Source organism: Paenibacillus sp. HJGM_3 (assembly GCF_045062745.1).
GTDB lineage: Bacteria > Bacillota > Bacilli > Paenibacillales > NBRC-103111 > Paenibacillus_AA.
Genome location: NZ_JBJGED010000010.1, coordinates 178,754 through 200,483 on the forward strand (window position 1 = coordinate 178,754; position 21,730 = coordinate 200,483).

The 21,730-nt window shown below is 56.0% G+C and carries 23 protein-coding genes; 18 read left to right on the forward strand and 5 right to left on the reverse strand.

The window, feature by feature from the left end; all coding sequences use genetic code 11:
• Positions 1-13 precede the first annotated feature (13 nt).
• Together ACI5FR_RS13660 and ACI5FR_RS13665 are read right to left on the reverse strand one after the other, a co-directional pair.
• Positions 14-769: an endonuclease/exonuclease/phosphatase family protein gene (locus ACI5FR_RS13660; RefSeq protein WP_405455076.1), complete on the reverse strand. Its 756-nt coding sequence runs from the start codon at positions 767-769 to the stop codon at positions 14-16.
• 91 nt (positions 770-860) lie between these two features.
• Positions 861-2,168 (reverse strand): histidine--tRNA ligase, encoded by a 1,308-nt coding sequence (locus tag ACI5FR_RS13665; RefSeq protein WP_405455077.1) that lies wholly within the window; start codon positions 2,166-2,168, stop codon positions 861-863.
• 384 nt (positions 2,169-2,552) lie between these two features.
• Here ACI5FR_RS13665 and ACI5FR_RS13670 point away from each other — a divergent pair, with 384 nt between their 5' ends.
• Positions 2,553-3,764, forward strand: coding sequence for a CapA family protein (locus ACI5FR_RS13670; protein ID WP_405455078.1), 1,212 nt, complete (start codon positions 2,553-2,555; stop codon positions 3,762-3,764).
• 86 nt (positions 3,765-3,850) lie between these two features.
• Here ACI5FR_RS13670 and ACI5FR_RS13675 read toward each other — a convergent pair whose 3' ends face one another.
• On the reverse strand, positions 3,851-4,894 hold the full coding sequence (locus ACI5FR_RS13675; RefSeq protein WP_405455079.1) for an SIS domain-containing protein: 1,044 nt from the start codon (positions 4,892-4,894) through the stop codon (positions 3,851-3,853).
• Positions 4,895-4,960: 66 nt separating this feature from the next.
• Entirely contained in the window at positions 4,961-5,863 is a 903-nt protein-coding gene (locus ACI5FR_RS13680; protein ID WP_405455080.1) for an AraC family transcriptional regulator, read from the reverse strand.
• Positions 5,864-5,996: 133 nt separating this feature from the next.
• Between ACI5FR_RS13680 and ACI5FR_RS13685 the strand changes: the two genes are divergently transcribed.
• The 4 genes from ACI5FR_RS13685 to ACI5FR_RS13700 all read left to right on the forward strand — a co-directional run bounded on the left by ACI5FR_RS13685 (position 5,997) and on the right by ACI5FR_RS13700 (position 8,593).
• Positions 5,997-6,779, forward strand: coding sequence for a phytanoyl-CoA dioxygenase family protein (locus tag ACI5FR_RS13685; RefSeq protein ID WP_405455081.1), 783 nt, complete (start codon positions 5,997-5,999; stop codon positions 6,777-6,779).
• A 110-nt stretch (positions 6,780-6,889) separates the two neighbouring features.
• Positions 6,890-7,309 (forward strand): NUDIX domain-containing protein, encoded by a 420-nt coding sequence (locus tag ACI5FR_RS13690; protein ID WP_405455082.1) that lies wholly within the window; start codon positions 6,890-6,892, stop codon positions 7,307-7,309.
• On the forward strand, positions 7,306-8,244 hold the full coding sequence (locus ACI5FR_RS13695; RefSeq protein WP_405455083.1) for a phosphotransferase family protein: 939 nt from the start codon (positions 7,306-7,308) through the stop codon (positions 8,242-8,244). The genes ACI5FR_RS13690 and ACI5FR_RS13695 overlap by 4 nt, the downstream gene beginning before the upstream one ends.
• Positions 8,245-8,284: 40 nt before the next feature.
• Positions 8,285-8,593: a Dabb family protein gene (locus tag ACI5FR_RS13700; RefSeq protein WP_405455084.1), complete on the forward strand. Its 309-nt coding sequence runs from the start codon at positions 8,285-8,287 to the stop codon at positions 8,591-8,593.
• Here ACI5FR_RS13700 and ACI5FR_RS13705 read toward each other — a convergent pair.
• Complete coding sequence (locus ACI5FR_RS13705) at positions 8,588-8,983, reverse strand: winged helix-turn-helix transcriptional regulator (protein ID WP_405455085.1); 396 nt, start codon at positions 8,981-8,983, stop codon at positions 8,588-8,590. The genes ACI5FR_RS13700 and ACI5FR_RS13705 overlap by 6 nt on opposite strands.
• A 186-nt stretch (positions 8,984-9,169) precedes the next feature.
• Here ACI5FR_RS13705 and ACI5FR_RS13710 point away from each other — a divergent pair, with 186 nt between their 5' ends.
• The 13 genes from ACI5FR_RS13710 to ACI5FR_RS13770 all read left to right on the forward strand — a co-directional run bounded on the left by ACI5FR_RS13710 (position 9,170) and on the right by ACI5FR_RS13770 (position 21,730).
• Positions 9,170-10,357, forward strand: coding sequence for an MFS transporter (locus ACI5FR_RS13710; protein ID WP_405455086.1), 1,188 nt, complete (start codon positions 9,170-9,172; stop codon positions 10,355-10,357).
• 19 nt (positions 10,358-10,376) lie between these two features.
• A complete protein-coding gene (locus tag ACI5FR_RS13715) occupies positions 10,377-10,736 on the forward strand; it encodes a Lin0512 family protein (RefSeq protein ID WP_405455087.1) in 360 nt (119 codons plus the stop codon).
• A gap of 5 nt (positions 10,737-10,741) precedes the next feature.
• Complete coding sequence (locus tag ACI5FR_RS13720; RefSeq protein ID WP_405455088.1) at positions 10,742-10,984, forward strand: hypothetical protein; 243 nt, start codon at positions 10,742-10,744, stop codon at positions 10,982-10,984.
• A 174-nt stretch (positions 10,985-11,158) separates the two neighbouring features.
• Entirely contained in the window at positions 11,159-11,782 is a 624-nt protein-coding gene (locus ACI5FR_RS13725; RefSeq protein WP_405455089.1) for a TetR/AcrR family transcriptional regulator, read from the forward strand.
• A gap of 82 nt (positions 11,783-11,864) precedes the next feature.
• Positions 11,865-12,821 (forward strand): alpha/beta fold hydrolase, encoded by a 957-nt coding sequence (locus ACI5FR_RS13730; RefSeq protein WP_405455090.1) that lies wholly within the window; start codon positions 11,865-11,867, stop codon positions 12,819-12,821.
• A gap of 4 nt (positions 12,822-12,825) precedes the next feature.
• Positions 12,826-13,566 carry an MBL fold metallo-hydrolase gene (locus ACI5FR_RS13735; RefSeq protein ID WP_405455091.1) on the forward strand — a complete coding sequence of 247 codons (741 nt, stop codon included), beginning with the start codon at positions 12,826-12,828 and terminating at the stop codon, positions 13,564-13,566.
• A gap of 83 nt (positions 13,567-13,649) precedes the next feature.
• Positions 13,650-14,555 carry a phosphotransferase family protein gene (locus ACI5FR_RS13740; protein ID WP_405455092.1) on the forward strand — a complete coding sequence of 302 codons (906 nt, stop codon included), beginning with the start codon at positions 13,650-13,652 and terminating at the stop codon, positions 14,553-14,555.
• 81 nt (positions 14,556-14,636) lie between these two features.
• Entirely contained in the window at positions 14,637-15,920 is a 1,284-nt protein-coding gene (locus ACI5FR_RS13745) for an alpha/beta fold hydrolase (protein WP_405455093.1), read from the forward strand.
• 114 nt (positions 15,921-16,034) lie between these two features.
• Complete coding sequence (locus ACI5FR_RS13750; protein ID WP_405455113.1) at positions 16,035-16,250, forward strand: hypothetical protein; 216 nt, start codon at positions 16,035-16,037, stop codon at positions 16,248-16,250.
• A gap of 79 nt (positions 16,251-16,329) precedes the next feature.
• Positions 16,330-17,067, forward strand: a complete 738-nt coding sequence (locus ACI5FR_RS13755; RefSeq protein WP_405455094.1) for a sigma-70 family RNA polymerase sigma factor — start codon at positions 16,330-16,332, stop codon at positions 17,065-17,067.
• Complete coding sequence (locus tag ACI5FR_RS13760; protein WP_405455095.1) at positions 17,060-18,124, forward strand: DUF4367 domain-containing protein; 1,065 nt, start codon at positions 17,060-17,062, stop codon at positions 18,122-18,124. The genes ACI5FR_RS13755 and ACI5FR_RS13760 overlap by 8 nt, the downstream gene beginning before the upstream one ends.
• A gap of 30 nt (positions 18,125-18,154) precedes the next feature.
• The gene (locus ACI5FR_RS13765) at positions 18,155-19,036 is read left to right on the forward strand and encodes a protease complex subunit PrcB family protein (RefSeq protein ID WP_405455096.1); all 882 of its coding nucleotides are present in this window, start codon (positions 18,155-18,157) and stop codon (positions 19,034-19,036) included.
• Positions 19,037-19,393: 357 nt separating this feature from the next.
• Positions 19,394-21,730 carry a hypothetical protein gene (locus ACI5FR_RS13770; RefSeq protein ID WP_405455097.1) on the forward strand — a complete coding sequence of 779 codons (2,337 nt, stop codon included), beginning with the start codon at positions 19,394-19,396 and terminating at the stop codon, positions 21,728-21,730.

Here is a 21,730-nt window from a genome sequence, read left to right on the forward strand (position 1 = left end):
GGTTTAATTGCCGCTACACGAGCTCCAACTCGGCGACGAGCGGCATGTGATCCGAAGCGAACGACCGAATCGTGGTCGAGGTTAGCACGCGAAAGCGGGAGCTTGCCAGAATGTAATCGATTTTGCGGTCGGGGAAATCGGACGGGTACGTAAATCCGGGCTCGGCGCCTCGGACCGGCCACGTATCCGCCAACGCGGCGAACAAGGGAGCGAGCTCAGGCGCATCGGGCCGGGCGTTGAAGTCGCCCAAGAGCAGTGTCGGTGAGTCCGCGCGGGACTCGAAATCGTTCAACAGCTCCGCTACTTGCGTCCTTCGTACCGCGGGGTCGAGCTGATAATCCAAGTGCGCCACGTAGACGGTGACCGGCGTATCGGCGATTCCGACCGTAACCCGGGCCAAGCCCGGCATCGGAGCTGGAGTTGGCGAAGCGTCCTGCGAAGACAAGCGGGTCATCGGCATATTGTCGGCTTGTACGATCGGATGCCGGCTTAGCAAGGCAACGCCGAATTGTCGCGGAGGGGCAGCCGTCTTCACCGGGGGGAGCTCATAGATCGGCGCGTAGAAGGCGTGCATCCCAAGCGCCTCGGCGAGCCGGCCGATCATGTTCTCATGGCTGCTGCGCGGTCCCCAGTGGACGTCCACTTCCTGCAAGCCCAAGACATCCGGCCCTGCATCGCGTATGACCTCCTCGATTCGCTCCAGCTCATACTTGTCGTCCAAGCCCACCCCGGCATGCACATTATAGGTCATTACCCGTATACGGCTCATCCGGTTCCCCACCTTTCCAATTCGCGGATTCCTGTTTCCTAAATGAATTCCACGTCAGGAAAGGAAGTCCTCTTTTCAACAACCAACGCAATCAGTCTGACCGCATCGCCGTCAACTTCTCGACCGCCTTCTCCAATGTGAGGACGTCTTCGGTCGCTTGCCGCATATCCTTGAGCCGCACTTGGTTGCTCTCCGTCTCCGTCTCCCCGATCAGCATCACATAACGGATGCCTTGCGCCGCGGCCGAAGGCAGCAGCTTGCGCAGCTTGCGGCCCCGTGTCTCGAGTCGGACCCGCAAGCCGCTTCGCCGGAGCGCTGCGGCCGCTGCTAAGACCTTCGGCAACGTGTCTCCGATGGGAACGATCAAGATGGGCACCGCGGGCTCGGGCATCTGGCGTTCTTTCAACAGAGCCATGATCGACTCCATGCCGAAGGACAATCCTACGGCGGGGAACGGAAGGTCCTCGCGGCCGATCAGCTGGCCGATGATGGCATCATACCGTCCGCCGCTGCCCAGGCTGGACGCGAAGGCGCCGGTTGCGTCGAAAATCTCGTAGACCGTGCCCGTATAGAACGTGAGGCCCCGGGAGAGGAACGGATCGAACCGGCAGACGTCGGCAAGGGAAGCGGCGTTCAGCAGCTCCTGCAGAGCTCTGGCTTCAGCGGTTCCGGGACTGTCCTGCAGCCCGTAGCGTTCGGCGAGCTCCTCCAGAGACGGCGCTTGCAGCAGAACGAGCTGCTCCAGCCGCTCGAGGGTGTCCGCCTGGAGCCCTTTCTCACGCAGCTCGTCGCGGACACCGGCCAGGCCGATCTTGGCCAGCTTGTCGAGCGTCAGCAGCACCGACACGATGTCCGCTTCCTGCCGGACGCCGAGCCGGCCCAGCAATTCGCCGATAAACCGGCGGTTGTTCCAGCGGATCACGATCGGAATATTCAGCTTCCGAAAAGCGTCGACCGCGAGCTGCATCAGCTCCGCTTCCGCCTCCGGGCCGGCGATGCCGACGACATCCGCGTCGCATTGGAGGAACTCCCGGAGCCGTCCGCGCTTGACGGGGCCGTCGCGGAACACTTTGCCGATCTCATAGCGCTTGAACGGCAGCTCCAGTCCCGGGTAGAGCGCCATTACCTTCGCGAACGGAACGGTCAAGTCGTAGCGCAGCCCCAGCCGGCGCTGTCCCTGATCGCTCAGCTGATACATTTCCTTTAGAATTTCTTCCCCTCCGGCGTACTTCGACGCAAGCAGCTCAAGCTCGTTCAGCATCGGCGTCTCCATCGAGTCGAAGTCGTACAGCTCGAAGAGCGTCTCCAGCTCCTTTTGCACCCGGCGCCGTAGCGCCTGCTCCTGTCCGAAGTAATCGAATGTGCCTTTCACATTTTGCAGCTTGCTTATGGTTGACATGATCCCTCATCCTTTCGACTCGACATAGAATAAAAAAGAAACGCGCCGGACCTCCTAAGTCCTGCGCGTTTCCTATGCCGCAGGGAGGCCGAACGCGAAATGCGCTAGCCCGCCCTGAAAAGAGTTCAGGAAGTGCTAACGCTTCTTGTGATGATGAAGTTGTACGAACGTGACGGTAAAGGCACTCATGACGGCTCGACTCCTTCAAACGAATTGGGATCAGTATACTAGGATGCGGGTTCTTTTGCAAGACCAGGGGGAGTTGGATGAAAAAGTTCGTCGAAAAAAGCAGGAACACGGGACAGCATCGCGAATAGTGCTGAGCGGGCATAGTAATAGAAAGAACTAATGACAGATATGGCATCGATTGCGAGGTTTGGATTTATGACTCGAAACATATGCGTGAGGCGTCTTCTCCTCTTCATGGTGGCGATGCTCGCGCTGACGGGGTGTCAGTGGAATCCTGCAGCAGGACCTGCAGGTCAGCCGTCTCCCTTACCGTCAGCAGGGAGCGGGCCGACCGTGACGCCTACAGATACACCGCATCCTACGCCGACACCGACACCTGCTCCAACACCGACTCCCGTCGTCACAAGGGCGACACTCGCTGCGATCGGGGACGTGCTGCTGCACAACACGGTGTATCAGGACGCCATGACCGAGCAGGGCGGCTACGACTTCAAGCCGATGTTCGCACTCGTCCGGGATCGACTCAGGCAGTCCGACCTGGTCGTGGCCAATCAGGAAAGCATCACCGGCGGGACGGAGCTCGGCCTCTCCTCGTATCCGCTATTCAACAGCCCGCACGAGATCGGCGACGCCCTGCTCGATTCTGGGATCGATCTCGTCACGATGGCGAACAACCATGCGATGGATATGCGCGAGAAGGGCATTGTGAGCGCGATCGCTTACTGGAATCAGCTCGGCATGCCGTACACCGGCGCGTTCGCGTCGAAGGAGGATCGCGATCGGATCCGGGTGCTGAAGACGCACGACATCTCGTTCGCTTTCCTGTCGTACACGTATGGAACGAACGGGATCCCGGTACCGGCGGATAAGCCCTATCTCGTGAATCTCATCGATGAGCCGCGGATTCAGGCCGACATCGAGCGCGCACGCGAATTGGGGGACGTCGTCGTCGTCTCTATGCATTGGGGGATCGAGGATCAGGCGAACCCGAACGACACCCAGCGCACGCTGGCCGAGAAGCTGGCTGCGTGGGGGGCCGATATCGTCATCGGCAGTCACCCGCATGTGCTCCAGCCGTTCGCATGGCTGACCCGGCCCGACGGGAAGCGGACGTTCGTCATGTACTCGCTTGGCAACTTCTTGTCGGCGCAGGATATGATGCCGGAGCTGATCGGGGGGATCGGTCAGATCGAGGTGGTGAAGACGATTAAGGGCGGGACGGTTACGATTGAGATGACTAGCCCGACTTTTATGCCGACTTATAACAAGTACGTGAACTACCGGCATTATCAAATCGTACCGTTCTCTCAGCTAAGCAAAGCGGATGCGGAACGGGTCATGCCCGTCTGGGAGTCGTTCCGGTCGAACCTGGTCGCGGGTATGCCGGAGCTGCAAATCGAGGAATAGTTGGAGCGGGAAGCCGAGGGTCTTCATACTAAAAAGGGGCTGCAAGTAGACGAAAATCTACATGCAGCCCTTTTCTGTCCTTTTACTTACAGCTTAACCCAAGCGTCGAGGCCGTCCGGCGAATCGGGGTTGATGCCGAGCCGCTCCGCGCACCCGAGGGCGACGATCTGAGGGATGAATATAAACGGAATGCCGTGCACCGCCGTATCGAGCTTGCGGCCGCTCGTCACGAGCAGATCGACTTCTTGCGCATAGCCGCTCTCGTCCTGGTCGGTGTAGGCGATGATCGTCGCTCCGCGCTTCTTGATGTCCTGCATCAGCTTGCGCTGATAGTCCGCATCCGTGTTGGTCAGGGCCGCCACTACGAGCGTGTCGGACTTGATCGTCACCATTGGGCCGTGACGTACATCGAGCAAGTGATGGGCGTGAGCCTGAGCGTTCGCGATCTCCGTGACGGCGATCGCGCCTTCCGTAGCGAGGCCGTGGAGCTCGCCGTCCGCCAGCACGACGACTTGGGTCCAGGCGAAGCTCGAGACACGGCGGATGTCGCTCTCCACGCGCGCCATGTAAGCTTCCCCTTGGGCGATCGCGGCATCGATATCGGCGAGCAGGGCGTCGTCGCCGTTCAGGAAGGCCGACAAGATCAAGTTCGCGGCATACAGGTTCGACACGGTGCGCGTCTGGCAGACGCTGGAGTCGAACGCCCAAGGCAGCTCCAGGGAGTAGTCCGCCACCTTCGACAGCGGCGATTCCGGGACGCAGGCGATGGACAGCACCGGTACCCGGCGCTGCGCCTGAACGCGCTTAACGGCTTCGACAATCTCGCTCGTGCTGCCGGAACGGGACGGGGCGACGAGCAGGGTATCCTGTAGCAGCGATGCATAGCGTGCACCGTTCAGCATCAGGTCGCCGCCGGCAAGCGAGACGGCCGGGACACCGGACCGGAGGCCGAGCGAGAATGCGGCGGAACGGCTCAGGCAATAGCCGGAGCCGCAGCCGATTACGGTGATGCTCTTAAGCGAGTGCGAGCGGACGAAGGCGAGGAACGATGCCTTCCGCTCCAGCAAGTAGTCGTAGGTTTGCCGAAGCGCCGTATATTGCTGTTTGATTTCACTATAGGTCAAGCTCATGCCAGATAACCTCCTCGAGAAAAGAACCAATAATGAAATAATAAATCATTATCATGATTGTTTCAATCATTTTATTGAATGAAGCGATACGTTCCGGCACCGGTCCCGATAATGTGCGGGGGAATCGTTCATCAGCTCCCGGAACGTCCGGGTAAAGTAGTGCACGGAGCCGAAGCCGGTCGCCTCGGCGATGGCCTTGATTGACATGTCGGTGCGCGTCAGCAGCTCGACCGCCTGGCGGATCCGCTGCCCGCGGACATAGCCGGTGAACGACTCGCGGATGCCGGAGGCGAACAGCCGAGACAAGTGCCGCGGCGAGACGTTCAGGTAAGCGGCCACCTTGGCGAGCGACAGCTCGTCGTCGTCGACGTTGTCCGCCACATACAGCTTCGCTTGCTTCAGCAGCTGCGCGTAGGCGGACGGGCGACGCGCCGCCGTGCCCGTCTCCGCAACCGGTGCGCCTTCGCCGAACTGCCCGGCGAAGGCGAAGAGCAGCGCGCCGGCCAGCTCCGGCAGCGCGGACTCGGACAACGCCGGGCCGTCGTCCGGCAGCATGAGCGAGCGCCACAGCTGCGCGGCCGGCGTCCGATCCGCCGCCGGTACGCAGACGGCGCCCGATTCCGCCAGAGCCTGCATCGCGGCCCGGGCCCCTTCGCCGCTCAACGCCTCGTCCAGATCGTATGCGACGTAGAGCAGCTGTGTGCCGGGCTCATTGACGATCTGGTGTACGATACCCGGCCGGGAAATAAACATCGTACCCGTACGGATCGCATATCGGGCCTCGCCTTCCGAGTACGTCCCTTCGCCCTCCAGGACGTAGCAAGCCTCGAAGAAGGAATGTTTATGCGGGGCGTTAGAACGGTGGTTCTCTTGCACCCCCCAGTAGTGCACGATGAATGAGGCGCCGGGAGTCCGGGGCAGCAGGGCGAACTGGCCCAGCCGACGCTCACTTTCTTTCCAGCGGTACATACGCGGGAACACTCCTTTCTTGGCGATATGGCGCGAAAAGACAAAAGTATGGCACGATCCGCCAAAGACGGACAAGCCGATTAACCGCATAATGAAGCTATTCAATCCATTCCTTCGCAGGGGAGGTCTTAACATGATTAGAGCACAAGATGCAGATTTCTACAAGGAGCAAGGGTATTTGTTAGTGAAGGGGGTTTTCAACTCCGAAGAGGTCAAAGAGATGCGCGAAGCTGTCGAGCGGATCATCCTTCGCGCGGCGGCCGCCAACAAGGACCACAATCACGCCTGGCAGGGCGATTATTTGCCTCCGGAGCAGCTGAAGAAGCTCGTGCTGAAGGGCTTCCACGACGTACATTACCACGATGCGTCTTTCTTGCGCGCCATCGTGCATGCCAACATGACCTCCGTGTTGGCTCAATTGATCGGCCCGAACGTGCAGCTCCATCATTCCAAAATGCTGGTCAAGCCGCCGGAAAACGGAGCCGCCTTCCCGATGCACCAGGATTACCCGTATTTCCCTCACGAGAAGCACACGATGCTGGCGGCCAGCGTCCATCTGGACGATGCCGATGTCGACAACGGCTGTCTTCACGTCATCCCAGGGTCGCACCGGCAAGGGGCGATGCCGCATGTCGGCAAGCATTATCTGGATGCGAAGCAATATCCGGTTTCCTCAGGGATTGCTTGTCCGGCCGAAGCGGGAGATGTGCTGTTCTTCAACTATTTGACCGTTCATGGCTCACCGGCGAACCGCAGCGAACGGACTCGGCGCAATGTGCTGTTCCAGTATCGCAGCGCGGACGACTTCCCGACGGAGCAAGTGCATTTTGACTGGGGCATGGGGCTCATGGTGTGCGGGGAAAATCCGTATTTCGAACGGGCAAGGCCGGATTATCGCATCGTGCAGCATGCTTAAAGCATAGAGGAGGACAACCGGGCATCCGCGCTGAAGCGGGTGCTTTTTCCTTGCTTTTGTACTAAACTGGAAAATGAGAGAGAATCGAAGCGATAGAGGAGTGGAGCATATTGGCAAAATGGCAGGGTGCGGCAGGCGTTTGTGTCAAGGACGGGCTTCTATTGATGGTGCTGCAGGGCAAGCCGGAGGAGGAGAAGCGGTGGTCCGTCCCGTCCGGCGGGATGGAGCCCGGGGAGACGCTGGAGATGTGCTGCGTGCGGGAAGTGCTGGAGGAGACGGGCTACGAGGTGCGGGTTGTGCGGCCGGTGCATGAGAAGCGGGGGAGCTATGCCAGTATCGATACGGAGTTCAGCGTCACGTATTATCTCGTCGAGATCACGGGCGGGAGACCGACGATTCAAGATCCGGACGGGTTGATCTACGAGATTGCGTGGAAGTCGCAGGAAGAGCTTCGGCAGCTGCCGCTCAGCTTCGAGGAAGACCGGCCTTTGCTGCTGAGCTGGGCGGGCGGTCGAGAGGAGTCGGCATGACGGGGGCGATGAAGGAGGAGCGAGTGCCGGAGCTTCCGGAGCGGGTTCACAATTGGATTCGCCAGTCCGTGAGCCCGGATGCGGCGATCCACTCCGCCGAGCGGCTGCAGGGCAGTACCTCGTCGACGCTCCATGCGGTGAAGCTCCGGCTGAACGGGACCGTGCAAGAAGTGGTGGTCCGCCAATACGACAATGCGAAGTGGCTGGAAGAGGAGCCTGACGTCCCTCATCATGAAGCCGACAGCCTCCGCTGGGCGAACCGAGCGGGGTTGCCCGCACCTCAGCTGCTCGCGTTCGATCCGACCGGAGCAGAGTGCGGCATGCCGGCGCTGCTCATGTCCCGGCAGCCCGGCTCCGTATGGCTGCTGCCGGCGGACATGGAGGCGTGGGTGCACGGTCTGGCGGAGATGTCGGCCCGAATCCACCGCACGCCCACGGACGGCTTCCCGTGGACTTACTATACATACCAAGATCCGGCCACGATCGGCCGGCAAACATGGTCGCGCTGCCCGGACGTATGGGACGCCGCAATGCGGTATGCCGCCGGGACGAGGCCCCAGCCTCCGGAGCGGTTCCTGCACCGGGATTACCACCCGGGCAATGTGCTGTGGACAGACGGCCGTGTCAGCGGCGTCGTCGATTGGCCCAGCGCATGTATCGGTCCGGCCGGAGTCGACGTCGGCCACTGCCGCGTCAACCTGGTCGAGCTGTTCGGCGTCGAGACGGCCGACGCCTACTTGCGAGCTTACGAGCACTTTGCGGGACCGTCGTTCCAATACGACCCTTATTGGGATATCGACGCCTTGGTCAATATCCTGTACGGCGAGCCGCAGGTGTATCCGGGCTGGGCTCCGTTCGGCGTGACCGGCTTGACCGATTCGCTCCTGCGGGCGCGGCTAGACGATTATGTGTGCAGCCTCATGGCACGTATATGAACCTTGCGGCGCTCAAACCAAATAATAGGAGTGTGCACCTATGCCTAGATACGAGCATCTAGTCTCGTTCAAGTTCAAAGACCCGCTGCCGGCTGTGAAGGAGCAGGAGCTGCTGGACACGCTGAGGTCGTTCAAGGGCCGTATTCCCGGAATCGTGGAAGTGACGGCCGGTGTGAACGTAACCGAAGAAACGGACAATATCCACGGGTACACGTTAGGACTGCGCGTTACGTTCGAAGACCGGGAATCGCTTCGCACCTACGGGCCGCATCCGGTTCATCAGCATTTCGTAAGCTTGCTGGAAGGGCTGCTGGACAATGTCGTCGTCATCGACTACCCCATTTTATAAGGAGGCCGCCTCAGGCTCCGGGAAGTCGTTCCACCGGGCTGCCCACTTGGTCATCTCCATCAGGGCAGCCTTGAAGTCTTGCCCCTTCTCCGTTAGCGAATATTCCACCGAGACCGGCACGGTCGGAATAACCCGGCGATTGACGATGCCGTTCTTCTCCAGATGCCGGAGCGTGTCGGTCAGCGATTGCGTCTTGATCAAGGCGGCGTCGCGCTGCAGCTGCTTGAACCGCTTCGGCCCTTCCTGCAGCTCAGCGATGACCAGGAACGCCCATTTCGCGCCCAGAATCGTAAGGACATGGCAAATATGATGATCGTTCGACGCCTTTCCTTCGGCCTTCACTACGACCTTCGCTTCAGCATTCCCTTCCTGCAAGTTCTCGTTCTCCATCGTAATCCCTCCTGCTATTACTTACTAATAATTAGTTGATCCAAATATCGTGACTATGTCCATTTACATTGCCTCCTTACATTATGTAAGCAACCCCCTTATAATGTCAATCAACGGCCGACGCATGTGCTAGCCATGCGGGCTACGCTCTCCGGAGCGAGTTGACGTTGGAAAGGGAGATGCACCATGTACAAACCATTTCAAATCTATATGCTTGCCCTAGGGGGCTTCTTAACCGCCGTAGCCGAACTGGTGGTAGCCGGCATCCTGAATACCGTCGCGGCGGATCTGAATATTTCGGTCGCGCTTGCCGGACAGCTGATTACCGCGTACTCGCTCGCGTTCGCCATCGGGACGCCGATTTTGACCGCACTGACTTCCCGGATGGATCGGAAAAGGGTGCTGATTGCGGCGCTCGCTTTCTTTATTGCGGGAAGTTTGATTTCCTTTCTCAGCCCGAATATCTCCGTGTTGATGGTCTCGCGGGTCCTGCTCGGCCTGAGCGGCGGCGTCTTCCTCGTCGCTGCGATGAGCGCGGTCACCAAGCTCGTGCCCGCCGAATCGATCGGACGCGCGATGAGTCTGCTGGCGCTAGGCTTCAGCCTGGCGTTCGTGCTCGGGGTGCCGATCGGAATCTCCATCGCGAACCGCTATGATTGGCACGTCATCTTCCTGCTGCTTGCTCTTGTCGCCCTGGCCATCCTGATCGGCATCGCACGGATCCTGCCTTCGATCGAAGGCGATGCGCCCAGCTCGGCGGCCGGGCAATTCCGAGTGATGACGAATCCGGTTGTCGTTTTCGGGCTGCTGATGTCTTTATTGTGGAGTACCGGCAATTCCGTGCAGTTCACGTTCATCAATCCGTACTTGGAAGCCGTTTTTCGAATGAATGCCTCCCAGATCAGTCTCGTCATGGTCGGGTTCGGCCTGTTCGGGGTGCTCGGCTCGCGATTCGGCGGGTATGGTGTAGACCGTTGGGGTACCGTCAACATGTTGACCGGGTCGCTGGCGGCCGGTATCGTTTCTTTCGCGCTCTTGCCGTTAGCCGCGGGCTCGCTCTGGGTCGGATTGCTGCTGCTCATGGTGTGGGTGACTTCGATGTTCGCGAGCGCCCCCGCACTGAATACGTATTTCGTGCAAAAGGCTCCTGAATCGGCGAACCTCGTTCTAAGCTTGAATATGTCGTTCACTCATGTAGGGCTGGCACTGGGTGCAGGGGCCGGCGGAGTGCTCATCGAGTATTCCTCCGATGCCGGGTACAATCCGTGGCTGGCCGCAGCCGCACTCGTGCTCGCGCTAGCAGCCGCGCTCGGCTCCTTCGCTAGTGCCCGGAGGCCGCTTCGTGATACAATGCTTCTATCCAGACCGGAATGAGGCAGAAGGAGCGATCAAGTTGGACAAGGTAATGTTTATAGAAATCGGCATGGGCATCGACCTGCACGGGCAGAACGTGACGAAGGCGTCCGTTCGTGCGGTGCAGAATGCGATCCACCATAACTCGATGCCCGGGATCCGTTCCGTGTTGCCTGAGGGCGATCTGAACCGAATGAAGGTGAACGTGCGTCTGGCTGTGCCGGCCGATGCGGACCGGCTCGATCTCGAGGCGGTTCGGGCGGAGCTGCCGTACGGCCAAGTCACGTTCGACGTCGTAGCCGGCGGCATGCTCACGTCGAGCGGGATCGTGCTGGCCGACAAGGCCGACCGGAACGATCTGGCCTATATCGTGATTGCCTCGGTTGAAGTGGGGTATTGAACGCTATGGTCACGGTTCAAATCTCCGTGGTGGGAAGCGAAGTCCGTTACGATATCATTTCCGGCATCGAATCTTTGGAAAACGGGGGCTTTCCAATCTCGGTCACCACGACTCGCGACAAGCTTCGTCAGTGGGAGGAAGCAAGTGGAGCCGGAGCTTTCCGGAAGGCCGCCGAGGATGTGTGGACCCGCAACGGAAGCATTCAAGCGCAATTCCGCTATGTCGATGCTGCGGGACAAGAGCTATAGCAGCCCCATACGTTTCTTGATTTTTCAGACATTATGAAAGCCCTCTGAATCCAGGTAATTGGATCCGGAGGGCTTTCATAATGAATTCGTATTCAAGTATTGACCTTATAGGTAAATGATCTTATAATAAATACTGACCTAACAGGTAAATATAAATATAAATAGGTGGTTATCATGCTTTCTAAAATCTCGAATCTGGAACCCAAAAGAAGGGATGCTATTTTAAATGCAGCATTAAAGGAATTTGCCACGAAGGGATTTGACGATGCCTCGACCAATGTCATTGCAAAAGAGTCCGGGATTTCAAAGGGGTTAATGTTCCACTATGTAAATAACAAAAAGGACCTTTTTCTATTCCTTTATGATTACTGCACAGAGATGATTGATAAAGAATATCTCGATTTAATGAACTTTAACGAAAAAGATATTTTTTTAAGACTGCAGCAATCCTATCTTCTACAGATTGAGTTACTGCAAAAACATCCTTGGATTTTCGAGTTTATTAAAATTACGGCCATTACTAAGTCTGATGAAATCAATAAGGAGTTGGAAAAAAGAGAAAACGAGAAACAATCATTATGCCATGCATCAATGTTTGATATTGTTGATGAATCTAAATTCAGAGAAGGGCTGGACGTTGAAAGATGCAAACAGCTTATTTTTTGGGCGAATATTGGTTTTACAAATCAAATCCTGGAGCGTATTAGAAACTCGGAAATCACTGAATTGGATTATGACAATATTGTTGCAGAACTTGATGGTTATCTTAATGAACTCAAGAAAGTCTTTTATAAATAGCAAGTATGATCGTCATATTCAATGAGAAAGGGACAACATCGATACCGGAGCATGAGGAAAAATAGGAGGTCTCGATACAGGGATGAAAGTTTCTACAAACAAACGCCATGGTGATAAGTCCTTTGGCGGTGGATGTCCAATTGGAAGGTTCTACAACGTGGAAGGACGAAACTTGGTACTCGACTGTTCCGGGACTGGAAGTCCGGCAGTAGTATTTATACCGGCAGCTGGTATGGTCGGACTTGATTACCTAAATATCCACAAAAAAATTAGTCAGCGTACAACATCAGTGATCTATGATCGAGCGGGAACGGGTTGGAGCGATCAGGTTAAGCTGCCTCGAAGTGCTCACGAGGTCACGGATGAATTGCGTAGTCTGTTGCAAGCCGCAGGAATACCAGCTCCCTATCTGTTCGTCGGCCATTCGTTGGGTGGAGTATACTCACGTCGGTACGCCCAACGTTTTCCAGATGAGGTGGCCGGCATGCTTCTGTTAGAACCAGCTCACGAGGACTTTCTTGGCCATACAATAAAGAAACGCTACCTACTTCAGCAAGGCATTGCCTTCATTCGGACATTATTAACTTACAAGCGGATCTTTCGTGGTTTATTCGATCAGATGTTTGCAGAATGGCCAGATTCTATACGCGAACCGCTGATTGAATATCATCTCAGAACATTAATGAAAACGTTTACGGAAAGGAAGAATTTGAACAGCGAGCTCTATAAGGAAGTCCGTGAAGGAGGAGACATACCTGATATCCCGATGATGGTGGTTACAGCGCTCGGGATCGACCCCTTCATGACTCCGATCATGAGTGAATCATTCCTGCGTGAGACTATTGATCCCTTCAATAATATTAAAAAGTCGGTCTATACAAAATTAGCAAATTCAGTTCCGCGCGGGGAGCATCGAATACTCCAAAATGCCGGACATACCACGATCCACACGGATTGTCCTGACGAGGTGGTCGAAGCGATCTGGAACTTACTCGACTTGAGCAAAAACGCTCAGTTTTGGACCAATAAGAAGGGGTGAGATCATGCGCTCAAACGGTTATAAGATGTTAAGCTTGCCTCTAGACGTACCTGGAGGTTCAGATGAAATTCATCCTGTTTTGCTATGGGATGAGAAGACCGCAGTCTTAATCGACACCGGTACCCCCGGAATGTCGAAGCAGATTATCAGTGCTATCGAGGAGTCGGGGGTACCTTTTTCTAGGGTAAAGTTCATTATTCTAACTCATCAGGATATTGACCATATTGGCAGCCTTGATGAAATGATTCGGCAGGCAAGAGCGGATTTGGAAGTGTTCGCTCACGAACTGGATAAACCCTATATCGAAGGGAAACTTCCCCTTCTTAAGCTAAATCTTGAAAGCATGGCTTGGCAATTGGCCGGATTACCCGAGGAAGAGCAGCTGAGTCTTGTATCCCATCTCCAGGATAATCCCCCTAGAGGAAGGGTTGATCATGCTCTTAAAGATGGACAGGAACTGCCATTCTGCGGCGGTATTCAAGTGATTCATACGCCGGGTCACACACCTGGTCATATCAGTCTCTATCTGAAACGATATAAAACATTAATTATGGGGGATTCTTCCTACAGTATTAACGGGGTGATTCAAGGTCCTCACTCACATTCGACACCAGATATGCAGACGGCCGTGCGGTCGTTGGAAAAATGTTTAGAATATGAATTAGAAGCAGCCATCTGTTATCACGGTGGTTTATGTACCGGTGATATTCACAACCAGATCCGTCAAAGTGTTCAACCGATCTGAACTTCTGAAGAGATGGCTTTCCGGATATTTGAATAGATTAGAAGAACGCATGGAGGCAATAGACGGGACCCAGGGGTGATGGTATGGATAAGGATCAATTGAGAAGGTTGGAGAAATCGATTCGTGTAAATTTTCCGGAATTTCCGATTCAAAGCGCCCGGAAGCTTGGAGAAGGGATGATGAGTGTTGCCATCCTGATTAATGAACAGTGGGTATTCCGCTTTCCCAAAAATGAGGAAGGGGCGGAGGACTTGGAGAAGGAAATCAAGATCATGCATATGCTGGCGGAACGCATCACGCTCGCCATTCCTAAGTTTGACTATGTGGGCAAACAATACAATGGCCTGCCATTCGTCGGTTACCGGAGACTGCCGGGTGAGATATTGGGAGAGGATTCCGTCCCGTCGCTCCCCGCTGCTGAGCGAAGTACGATCGCTGGGCAGATCGCAACGTTCATCGATGAGTTAAGCTCATTTCCCGTGGCCATAGCCAGAAAACTGGGCGTACCGGAAGTTGATCTTCGCAGTGAATTCGTAGAGTTGTTTAAGCAAATTAAACTAAACGTTTTTCCCCAACTTGATCTAGCGATGCAAAAGTATATTGTTTCCCGTTTTGAAAATCATTTTAATCATCCGAGTAATTTTCATTACTCGCCGACATTAATCCATGCAGACCTTTCTCCGGATCATTATCTTATCGATCCAATTGATCGCAAGTTGACGGGGATCATCGATTTCGGCGACCTTCAGATCACCGACCCGGATTATGAGTACACCTATATCCTCGAAGATTGCGGTGAGGACTTTGCCCGCCAAGTCATGGAATCAAGAGAAAAAGTGGATATCGCAAGCAAGTTGAAGAAAGTTTCATTTTTCGTATTGGCAGGCCATCTCGCATACATTGCGGAAGGCGTCACTCGGGGAAATCGGGATTGGGTAAAAGAGGGGATCGAGGCGGTTCGCTCGGAAATGGCAAACGGGACGAAGTAACGTTTATAAATATACATGACTTGATGGCCTCAGTGGACTTTTTTCGCCCGGCCTGACGGCTATATGCTTGGAGCGTTGCGAATGAAAGCTTTCAATATTGGAAGGCGGATATACTGGAAAAACCTGCTGACGTATTTAGCATTTTCCGCGGTTGCGCTTATCTTCGGGATCGTCACTGTTGTTGGGGTCAGCGCGGTAAGCGCTGATCCGGCGGTTTTTCTGTTGTCCGGGGCGCTTCTCTATTTCATGCTCTATGGCCTCTTGATCCGCTGGCAACACCGCCGTTCCGTGAGGTGGACCAGGTCGGCGTATACGGTGGGGATTGCTGTTCTAGGCGCTGCATCCTTCCTGTTTTTGAAGCCTCTGAACGATCCGGCCTCGGTCCCGACTTCCGATGACGGAGTCCGATATTGGCGTTTATCCACGGGCTCATCGATTGCCTATGTTCATGTCGAAGCAAAAGGGGACAAGCGGCCTTCTCCGATTGTTTTCCTGCACGGAGGACCCGGGACGCCGGATATGGCGGGGGACGTCCGCTTCTTCAGTAGACTCGCTGACGAAGGATACGACGTTTATATTTACGATCAGGTAGGCTCGGGGCGATCGTCGCGGCTGAACGATCCGAGAGACTACGGGATTCTTCGGGACGTTGCCGATCTGGAGGCGATCCGGCATCAAATCGGAGCGGAACGGATGATTTTAATCGGACATTCCTACGGTTGCGAAATTATCGCGGACTACATGGCCGGATACCCTGACCAAGTGGAGAAAGCGGTGTTCTCGTCACCAGGCGCGATCAACCCGAAGGATACGAGCGACGCAGGCTTGACAGGGAAATTGGATGAGGCCCAGCTGCGCGAGTTGTACGCAAACTTGTTGCAGCCGCGGGCGCTGCTCGTATATGCCTTGCTGCAGGTCAACCCGGAAGCCGCACATCGTTTGGCGGGCGACGAGGAGATGGACGCGCGGTTCGATCGCGTGTACGCGGCAACTGAGCCGGCTCTACATGCGAAAGGCAAACGGTCTGGACAGCGAATCCACGGTCTCGGTTTCTACGCGAACCAATTTCCGCAATCCCGGACCGCTCCGGAGAGTCCGGATCCGCGGCAAGCACTAGCGCGACTGAACGCTCCCGCGCTAATCCTCAAAGGCTCGGATGATTATTTGTCATGGTCCTCGGCTATGGATTACCGTAATGCGCTGCGAAATTCCCAGCTCGTCTATTTGGAAGAAGCCGGGCACAATCTTTACCAGGACCAGCCCACGCTTGCCCGGGAGCTGATTGTATCCTTTCTCGCGGGTCGCCCCCTGCCCCTTCGCCCTTACGAGGAGGTGTCGCCACCGGCTACGTTTCGGGGACCGTGAATAGCAGCGTGTAACGTACTGGAACTATGCATTGACAAGAAAAAGGGAGACGTCCGCCAAGTTGACAAGTGGACGCCCGAGAGCTTCCGACTAAGAGCGGAACAAATCGCGAGTATTGTTGCCGGTGTGCGAGAAAGCGTGAAACTGGATCTGCGTTTCGCCCAGCAAAAAGTTAGATATTTCGCGGAGAAGCAGCTTGGGACGCTCAGCCATCTCGAGGTCGAGACGCTCCCAGGTGTCATCCTCGGTCATAAGCACATCCCCGTTGGCAGCGTCGGCCCATATGAGCATTCTTACGGCGAAGGTGGCGGGAGTGCAGTTGAGCCATAAATCCAATCCAAATGGAAAGCGGGGAGTACGAGAGAAAAACCGTTATGTTTGATGCTATACTACGGCAGCAGAATTCTATATGAAACCCAAACTGCCCGGGCAGCACAATATGCCGGGCAGTTTTTTATGCGAAGGAACGGTATTTGCGATACTAGCGGAAATTATCCTGGACAGTCATTTTATTGCAAAGAAATCTGCGAAAAAGTCACGTATCGAGGGAGCGAAAGGGGCGGAGATTACGTCTAATCCATTGAAAGGCGGTGATTCAGTGTTTTTTGCTTCGGTACCAAGCGAGGACACGAACATTGAAATTCATCAAGAGATAGAGAGGATGATCGAAGCCTACGGCAACGATGTTTTGCGCATCGCTTTTCTGTATTTGAAAGATAAGCATCGGGCCGAGGACGCCTTTCAGGAGGTTTTTGTCAAAGTATTCCGAAAGTTCGATTCGTTTCAGGGAAAAAGCAATGAGAAGACGTGGTTGATCAAAATCACGATCAATGTCTGCAAAGACATGCTGCGCAGCGCCTGGTTCAAAAGAGTGATCACCCGAAAAGTAGTGGAAGAGCCTGGCCTCGGCGAAGTGATCGAAGATCATATTATTCAAACCCAACAAAATCGACGCTTGTTTGAAGAGGTGATGAGGCTACCTACCGCCTATAGGGAAGTCATTATCCTCTACTATTATCAGGAGATGGACACGTCGCAGGCGGCCAAAGTGCTGGGGGTTGCCGAAGGAACGGTAAGAAGCAGGCTAAGCCGGGCGAGGGAGCTTCTAAAATCCAACTTGGCAGAGGAGGTAGAATCCTTTGGATGAATTGAACCGGTTTAAAGCCGCTGCCGATGACGTACTTAACGGGGTAAAGGTTTCTTCCGAGCTAAAAAATCGGACGATGCTCCGGCTTCGGAAAAAAAGGCGTCTGCGGATGCTGTCCTTGGTGATGCCGGCCGTGCCGTTCGCGGCGGTGGTGGTGGCGCTCCTGCTATGGCAGTTGGATGGAACGAATCCCGGCACAGGATACACAACGATATCGGATGGCGGGGGAATCATAACGATGCAGGAAAATTCGCCGCCAACGAGCCCAAACGTTCAAAACAACGGGTCTACGAATGCGACACAGATGACCGCTCCACACGGGGCGTCAGAACCGTTCACGGCTAACGGTTGCCTGGCGCTGAGAGAGAGTCCGGCGCCGCAACCCGGCAGCCAAGCTCCAGTAGTCGGCCAGACTCTGCAGCCCGGCAGCCAAGCTCCGGTAGTAGGCCAGACTCTGCAGCCCGGCAGCCAAGCTCCGGTAGCGGGCCAGACTCAACCGCCTGGCAGCCAAGCTCCAGTAGTGGGCCAGACCCAGCCGCCTGGCAGCCAAGCTCCAGTAGTGGGCCAGACTCTGCAGCCCGGCAGCCAGGCACCAGTCGCAGGTCTGCCTCAGCCCATCGGTGGCGCCCCGCAGGCCCCCGGCCCGTCGGAGGCCGTCAGCAGCCTGGCCGTTCAGTGCGCTCAGCTGAAGGACGATTGTGAGCGGGCCAAAGCAACTCTGGGGAACGCTTTGCGGATTCCGGCCGCAGTGCCGGACGGGTTTACCCTGAAGGAACTGCGTGTAACGGAAGGCGGTCTGGACGGAAAGGCAGTCGTTCTCCTCTACGCGTCCCAGGCCAATTCTTTCACGATCACCGAAAAGAAAGACGCCGCCGAAGCGACTGTCGACCCCACCTCAAAAAAAATTGGGCTGCACGGGACGGAGGGACAGTTGACAGATACGTCCGGCCGGGTGGAGCTTCGGTGGAAAAGCCAGGATACGGCTTACGCTGTTGCGGGAAATATCAGCGCGGAAACAGCTATTCAAGTGGCCAAATCGCTTCAAGCCATACCATAAAATAAATGGATTTCACAAGGAGATGATTCTATGTCGATGAAAATAAGAACCGCAGGATGGATGTCAGGTGTATCCCTCTTTTTACTGCTTGCCTCTTCCGTTTTTGCAAGCGAGAATACGGATGGGCGAGGGCAAATCAACCAGACGAAAGAAGGTAAGGTTGCCCCTTCGTCGAGTTACGCTGCACCGGTGCCGGTCGGGGAAAAGGTGCAGATGAAGATCGAGAAGGTCAACGAAGACGTAAACAAGGTCACATTAACCCGTGAAGAGAAGCCGAATGGCGGCTACAAAATTCACATCACACAAATCGAATTCTCCGATGATGGGAACGCGTCCATCAGCTATCGTTTGGAGGATCCTGCCAAGGATGCCCCCAATACGGAAGTGATCACGCAGCCATCCACTTTCACCTATATTTCGTCCAGTTACACACAGATCCACTTGCGTGAAGCAATCGTTCCCTTGCCGCTCCCTAATCATACGGTCCCCCCGTTTCACGGGAACGGTCAGAGCGGTCCTACTGGCCGTCCGATTGACAAGCCGGGCGACTCCACCCTCGGTATTGCAGGGAAAATTACGAAGTTGACCTATGTTCCGGCCCCCGCAACGAAGCAACCGGTCGATCCCAACACCGCGGTGTCGAGCGATGGACCCCATATGCAACCTGTCGGCTCGGGCACAATCCCGCTAATTGTGGTGGAGAATGATCTGAAAGACGCACTCGATAAGGCGGTCGTACGCGTTTCCGATAAGGCCCAAATCTATAAGAAGCAAGACGGGAAACTCATCCCGGCTTCACGGGATGACTTGAAGGAAGGCATGCAGGTGGAGGTTGAATTTACCGACGGACCTTTCCTGTTGACGTACCCCCTTCAGGCTGAAGCAGAAAAAGTTGTTTTGATTGGTTCGTAAAGCATGCATTCCGACGAGGTGCCCTCCACAGTGACGGCGCCTCTCTTTCAATTTACCGCCAGAACTTTCTCAACTAACGGAACTTCCGTTGGGAATGTCACAAAGTTCTTGCGACGGCCAAACGGGACGCACCCAAGTCCTCCGGGGATTCACTCCGGAGGCTTTTGTTATTCTAGTTTGAACCTGGTGTCTATTTTGCCGGGCAAGATTGCCGCAAAAATCGTTGACAGCGTTTCCAACCCAGGAATATAATGAGTTTAGTAAACCAGAATCAAATCACAATAGGTTTTACAGATGTATCCAGCCTTTAAAACGGGCAATTATTAAACCAAATTCAAATTAGAAAGGATGAACGGAGTGGATCAAACGAAAAACACCCCCGTAAACGAAGCAGCCGGCCGCGGGCCGAAGGACAAAGCGATTAGCCGGAGAAAGGTGCTGCAGACGCTCGGTCTCGGCGGCATTGCGCTCGCGGGCAGCGCATTGGCCTCGAATATCGCGCTGGCCGCGGATGCGTCGACCGACGGGAATGCGAACGGCAAGGGCGATCCCGTGCTGCAGGTGAAGTCGGTCGCCGAGCTGCTGAGCTTATCGGCGCAGAAGCTGACGAACGGCCAGCTCGTGCTCGTAGGCGGTTACGCGCAGAATGGGGACGGCGGCGGCAAGATCGTGCGCTGGGACGCAGCCAGCACGAAGCCGGACAACGGCGGAACGGTACATAGCCTGGGCGGCGCAGCCGGCCGCTTCGAGGTTGTGCACAACGGGGTTGCGGATTTTCGCTGGTTCGGCGTCTTCGGCCCGACGGGGAATGCGGATGCCACCCTGGACGCGATGGTGAACGATCCGTCCATTCATCGGGTCGAAGCTCACACGGATCTGAACTTCAAGGTGCGCCACGTGTACCATCGCAGCAACATCGTCGTCGATTTCCACCATCACACGATTACGACGGAAGGCATGGCGCTCAATACGCTGGACAATCCGTTCGGGGCGGTCCTGTTCTTCCAGGGGACTCCGACCGGATACTCGCAGGCGGCTACGCTTACGGCCGAAATTCCCGAATACTCGGATATATTCGAGGTGGCGGACTCCGTACCGTTCGAGGTAGGCAGCTGGTGGCACGCGCAAATCAAGAACAACAGCGGCGGCAGCGCGCAGCGCGAGGTCGATTACCTCGTGATGGTGACCGAAGTATTCGATCCGACCCATGTCCGGTTTAACTACAAGTCTGGGTGGTCCTTGGCGGCAGGCCGCCAAATCACGTACAAGAAGATCGATCCGGTCGTCCATTGCAGCGTGCAAAACTTGAACTTCATCGGCATTCCGGTCCCGGTCAACGGGACGAGCCAGCGCCCTACGCCGGACTGGGATCAGATCGGCTCGAACCCGGTCGCGTTCGAATACGCCGTGGAATGCGACGCGATCGGCATCCATGCGACCAAAGTGTTCTGGCCGGTCGTCATGCGCCGCTACAACACGGTTTACAAGACCGAGCGCTGCCAGCTGATGAACCCGGAGGAGCGCGATTGGGGCGGCACCGGGTACTTGACGCAGCAGATCAACGTCCTGTACGGGCACGTGAAGGATTGCCAGACGAGCAACGCCCGTCACTTGAACGATTTTACGAACGCCGCGTATTGCATGGTAGAGAACTGCCACGGCGACGGGGACGAATACGGTCCTTATGTGACCCACGGCCAATATGAGCACGATTTGACGTACATCGGCAACTCCGGGCTGCTGTCGTTCGCGAACAGCGGCACGACTTGGGGCGACAGCGCGAAGCGCATCACGGTGAAGAAGCATATCGCCTCCCGCATCGTAGCGAACAAGCGGCTTACCGACCTGACGCTGGAAGATTGCCACGCGGTCGTGACCTACACGAAGCCGGGTGTCAAAATGGCGAACTCGGGCTCCATCTGGGTGAACATGGACGGCTTGCAGATGCGCGGCTGCACCGCCCAGGAGATGGTGACGATCAGCAAGGGCTCTTCCCGCGGCAAACGCAAAAACATCATCGACAGCTGCTCCTTCGGCATGATGAAGGGCTATGAGCTCGCTCGTCCGATCCGGACCGGCACGACCCAAGTCGGCTTTACGCCGAGCAACGGCGAGCTGACGATTCTGAACAGCGAATTCTACGACGTAGAGGAAGTTACACTCGGCAGCATCAACAAGCTTACGCTCATCAACACATGGTTCAAGGGCAAAGGGAGCGATACCGGCGTTGTGAAGGTCGGCACGCGCGAGATCGTCATGCAAGGCGGCGGGCTCGTCAACTGCTGCTTCCTGTTCACCGGAGCCTGGGACCGGCTGGGCGATGTGAACAATGCGCCCAATACGCCGAACCAGTCGGTTACGATCGGCGGCGGCGCTTCCTTCAGCGGCACGAATGTGGAGAAGGCGTTCCTGAAGAGCACGGCGGCTACGAACGTGATCACGTGGAGCTTCGGCGACGTCACGAGCACGGCGGCGGATGCGGCCACGTCCCACTTCCATCTGGAGAACGGCGCGCACAAGCTGAAGGCCATCGGGTCGCGGTTCATAGGTGGGAAATACTCCGTGTCGAACGCAGGCTTCGGGGCGAACAACTACTTGCTCATGACCGCGCTGGTCGAGGAGGGCGTGAACCGGACCTCGCTTCCGGCGGAATCCGATTCGATCAAGCACGGCGCCGGCAATATTACGCTCTAA

Excerpts from the sequence above, each read along its gene's own strand:
- ACI5FR_RS13705 (WP_405455085.1), bottom strand. The coding sequence starts at position 8,983 with ATGGAGAACGAGAACTTGCAGGAAGGGAATGCTGAAGCGAAGGTCGTA.
- ACI5FR_RS13665 (WP_405455077.1), bottom strand. The coding sequence starts at position 2,168 with ATGTCAACCATAAGCAAGCTGCAAAATGTGAAAGGCACATTCGATTAC.
- ACI5FR_RS13670 (WP_405455078.1), top strand. The coding sequence starts at position 2,553 with ATGACTCGAAACATATGCGTGAGGCGTCTTCTCCTCTTCATGGTGGCG.
- ACI5FR_RS13745 (WP_405455093.1), top strand. The coding sequence starts at position 14,637 with ATGAAAGCTTTCAATATTGGAAGGCGGATATACTGGAAAAACCTGCTG.
- ACI5FR_RS13765 (WP_405455096.1), top strand. The coding sequence starts at position 18,155 with ATGTCGATGAAAATAAGAACCGCAGGATGGATGTCAGGTGTATCCCTC.
- ACI5FR_RS13720 (WP_405455088.1), top strand. The coding sequence starts at position 10,742 with ATGGTCACGGTTCAAATCTCCGTGGTGGGAAGCGAAGTCCGTTACGAT.
- ACI5FR_RS13680 (WP_405455080.1), bottom strand. The coding sequence starts at position 5,863 with ATGTACCGCTGGAAAGAAAGTGAGCGTCGGCTGGGCCAGTTCGCCCTG.
- ACI5FR_RS13695 (WP_405455083.1), top strand. The coding sequence starts at position 7,306 with ATGACGGGGGCGATGAAGGAGGAGCGAGTGCCGGAGCTTCCGGAGCGG.
- ACI5FR_RS13685 (WP_405455081.1), top strand. The coding sequence starts at position 5,997 with ATGATTAGAGCACAAGATGCAGATTTCTACAAGGAGCAAGGGTATTTG.
- ACI5FR_RS13675 (WP_405455079.1), bottom strand. The coding sequence starts at position 4,894 with ATGAGCTTGACCTATAGTGAAATCAAACAGCAATATACGGCGCTTCGG.
- ACI5FR_RS13710 (WP_405455086.1), top strand. The coding sequence starts at position 9,170 with ATGTACAAACCATTTCAAATCTATATGCTTGCCCTAGGGGGCTTCTTA.
- ACI5FR_RS13730 (WP_405455090.1), top strand. The coding sequence starts at position 11,865 with ATGAAAGTTTCTACAAACAAACGCCATGGTGATAAGTCCTTTGGCGGT.
- ACI5FR_RS13725 (WP_405455089.1), top strand. The coding sequence starts at position 11,159 with ATGCTTTCTAAAATCTCGAATCTGGAACCCAAAAGAAGGGATGCTATT.
- ACI5FR_RS13735 (WP_405455091.1), top strand. The coding sequence starts at position 12,826 with ATGCGCTCAAACGGTTATAAGATGTTAAGCTTGCCTCTAGACGTACCT.
- ACI5FR_RS13700 (WP_405455084.1), top strand. The coding sequence starts at position 8,285 with ATGCCTAGATACGAGCATCTAGTCTCGTTCAAGTTCAAAGACCCGCTG.
- ACI5FR_RS13740 (WP_405455092.1), top strand. The coding sequence starts at position 13,650 with ATGGATAAGGATCAATTGAGAAGGTTGGAGAAATCGATTCGTGTAAAT.
- ACI5FR_RS13660 (WP_405455076.1), bottom strand. The coding sequence starts at position 769 with ATGAGCCGTATACGGGTAATGACCTATAATGTGCATGCCGGGGTGGGC.
- ACI5FR_RS13755 (WP_405455094.1), top strand. The coding sequence starts at position 16,330 with ATGAAACCCAAACTGCCCGGGCAGCACAATATGCCGGGCAGTTTTTTA.